This is a genomic window from Vibrio sp. V39_P1S14PM300, from assembly GCF_009904765.1.
Lineage (GTDB): Bacteria > Pseudomonadota > Gammaproteobacteria > Enterobacterales > Vibrionaceae > Vibrio > Vibrio proteolyticus.
The window spans coordinates 1-2731 of the sequence record NZ_WXWP01000186.1; the positions used below are offsets into that span (position 1 = coordinate 1).

Annotated in this window: 4 protein-coding genes; all 4 read right to left on the minus strand. The window is 42.7% G+C overall.

Features of this window, described 5'->3' with window-relative positions; genetic code table 11:
- Positions 1-53 precede the first annotated feature (53 nt).
- Positions 54-554, minus strand: coding sequence for a hypothetical protein (locus CAG65_RS09430; protein ID WP_161453465.1), 501 nt, complete (start codon positions 552-554; stop codon positions 54-56).
- 44 nt (positions 555-598) lie between these two features.
- A complete protein-coding gene (locus CAG65_RS09435; RefSeq protein WP_161453466.1) occupies positions 599-982 on the minus strand; it encodes a hypothetical protein in 384 nt (127 codons plus the stop codon).
- Between the two features lie 101 nt (positions 983-1083).
- The gene (locus CAG65_RS09440) at positions 1084-2325 is read right to left on the minus strand and encodes a tyrosine-type recombinase/integrase (protein WP_161453467.1); all 1242 of its coding nucleotides are present in this window, start codon (positions 2323-2325) and stop codon (positions 1084-1086) included.
- A gap of 154 nt (positions 2326-2479) precedes the next feature.
- Positions 2480-2731: hypothetical protein (locus CAG65_RS09445; protein ID WP_237668792.1), on the minus strand; the 252-nt coding region annotated here is incomplete at its 5' end.

A 2731-nucleotide genomic window follows, 5' to 3' on the forward strand; every position in this document is an offset into this window, starting at 1 on the left:
CGGTATGAAAGCCAGATTGGCTTAGTGGGTAAGGATTGATGTGGATTTTAGGGTTATTCAGCTTTGGCTTCAGAGTCCACTAGAGATAGGATTTCATCTCGACGTTGCTCGTAGTCTGGCGCTAGAACGTGGAGAAACACTGATTTCTCCGACTGGATGATAAGACCAAGCCCCCTACAACAAGCTGCCATAAAACCCGCGTTGTTCGCTGACTGTCCAGAAAACACGCACTTCATCACAGAGCTCTTAAACGGCTTATCACCCTGCGCATCCAGAACCGCTGTGATATCTTTAAGTGGGATCCATTCCTTGCTGTGTAGACCTCCACCTTCATTACCCGACATGTGGATATGGAGCTCGTTTTCCTCGTCATGTAAGGCTATTTGATAGAACACGTGGTTCTCTGTTTTCGGACTTAACTTCTTCGCTTTACCCTCGCGCACGATATGAGTGAAATGGTCTACTGGTTGATCGTCAGTGACCGTGACTTGTTCATTGCCTTCTACGATTTCAGGTTGAACCGTTTCTTGTTGTTGGTTTGATTTACGTGCCATAGGACACCTCCTTTAAGATGGAATTGTTCAGGTTTAATTTGGTTTTAAGATTCAGCTTGATCAGCTAACTTGGCGACAGGGAACGTTGGACTGTTCATTGGAGCGCAGCAGTAAACACCACCACCTTCCATGGTCACTATGGCGACCGCTATAAGCCAAGGACAGTCATCATCGTTTAATAACAGCACCCATTCTGGGTAATTAGTAACAAAGCGAAGGAAGTGTTGGTCTTCCTCAGATTCTTCACTCAAGGTTTCGTCGGTATCGGACTCCTCAATCAAGTACAAGGTCGTACCGACCTCATCCCAAAACACTTTAGTGCTTTCTTCATCACCGAATGGTTCTATCAGGTGCTCTAGCAGTTTTGCTTTCACACCATCAGGCATTGGCAGTGATTGAATGTCTTCAAACTTGTTTACTGTTTTCATCGTGAATTTCCTTCTAATAATGAAAAAGCCCCTGTTTAGCTCATCGCTAAACAGGGGCTTTCTAATGTCATTTCTAAATTAACTGTTGAACTCTAACGTCTTCATTCCCAACGTATCTCCGGCTTTTCAGTCACCATATCCGATAAACGAGAACCTATTTCCCGCCTACGACCTACAGTCAACTTCGAATAACGCCTAGAACTTGATAGGTCGGAATGGTTGAGCTGCTTAGCGATATCATGCAAGGGGACACCTTGAGAGGCTAATAGACTCCCCACCGTATGACGAGCACTGTGCAGAGTTATGTTCGCCTTATCTCCAGGTATATCGGGCAATCCCATCTTCGCCTTGATCACTTTCAAGGCATGTCTAGCTGGACTAATAGGTTTCCCTTTGCGACGTCCAGCAAAGATATAAGGATTATTTGTTACCTTGGGTAGCGACTCCAAAATCTGAACCATGTAATCACTCAGGAAAATAATGTGACTACTACCATTTTTGGTTCGTTCAATATAAAGAGTTTGCTCTTCCCAAGAGATGTCACTCCACTTACGAAACCTCAACTCCTTATCGCGTAGTCCTGTCAAAAACAACAACGCTAAAAACGATCCAGTCTGTTTATCTGAGTAGTTGAGTGCGTGGTCAACGAACTCCTTGAGCTGAGATTCTGAAAGGTAGCCCGTACGTTCGTTGTCTACGCGTAATAAACTAACCTTGTCCGCGATAAGCGGGGCACCCAACAGTTTGTAAGCTTGTCTATTCACCGTCTTAAGTAATGCCAATACACGATTAATTGTTGCTAGGGCATAAGGTTTACCCGTCGTTTTACTGATCGCTTCTTGCATTACCATTTGTACTTTAACGATATGAGCAGCAGTCAGTTCATTGATGGGTATGTGATGTATCAACTTAGCGTGTTGATTAAATCTAGCGACATCATCTTTCCAGCTACGTTTTTGCTTCGCTAGGGGTAGATACACTTCGTTGAAGAAACGTTCCAGTGTCATTGCCTTATCGACAGATTGATTGTCACGTTCTAACTTCGGATCTATACCTTCAAGAATTTGCTGGCGATACTTTTTGGCTATCTTACGTAACGTGAGGATATCGGTTTGGGGGTGTTTACCTAAACTAATAGACGCTTTCTTACCTGTTACCGGACTAGTATAACGAAGAAGGAAGCGTTTCCCGCCAGACTTACCCACTAAGCAGCGAACGCCAGTAGGTAAACCACTGTCTTTCATAGCGGATAAGTTGACTTCGTAATCGGCGAATTTGGCGGTTTTAGGATTGGGTTTAAGGTTGTTTAGGAAAGTGGTGGTGAGACGTTTTGACTTACTCATTTAACCTCCTGAATATGCTGGGTTACTCAGGAAGTTAATATATTATCGAATCTAATTTTATTTCGGAAAAGACAAGTTAGAGAACTAGATAGTTACCTAAAACATTGAAAGTACTACTGATAGTGGAATCTTTTTTTTGAAAAAAAATAACCTTCTACTTGGAATGTAAAAACGATTCCTGCTCTCTGCCCTGTCTGAATGCTTCACTCAACTGTTTTTTTATCGAATCTGATGACTCGATAATTTCAAAAATTTTCTCGTGCTTATTCTCAGCAGAAATCTGGTGCGCTTGTTCAGCATCAAGTGTAATACTACGTCTTAACTCCCTGACACTCTTGTCAATATCAACATTGAGCCCCAGTTCTTGCATCATTTTAACTCTATTCTTAATAGATTGAGTTTTAGC

Coding starts and splice junctions, on each gene's coding strand:
- CAG65_RS09430 (WP_161453465.1), bottom strand. CDS start 554: ATGGCACGTAAATCAAACCAACAACAAGAAACGGTTCAACCTGAAATC.
- CAG65_RS09440 (WP_161453467.1), bottom strand. CDS start 2,325: ATGAGTAAGTCAAAACGTCTCACCACCACTTTCCTAAACAACCTTAAA.
- CAG65_RS09435 (WP_161453466.1), bottom strand. CDS start 982: ATGAAAACAGTAAACAAGTTTGAAGACATTCAATCACTGCCAATGCCT.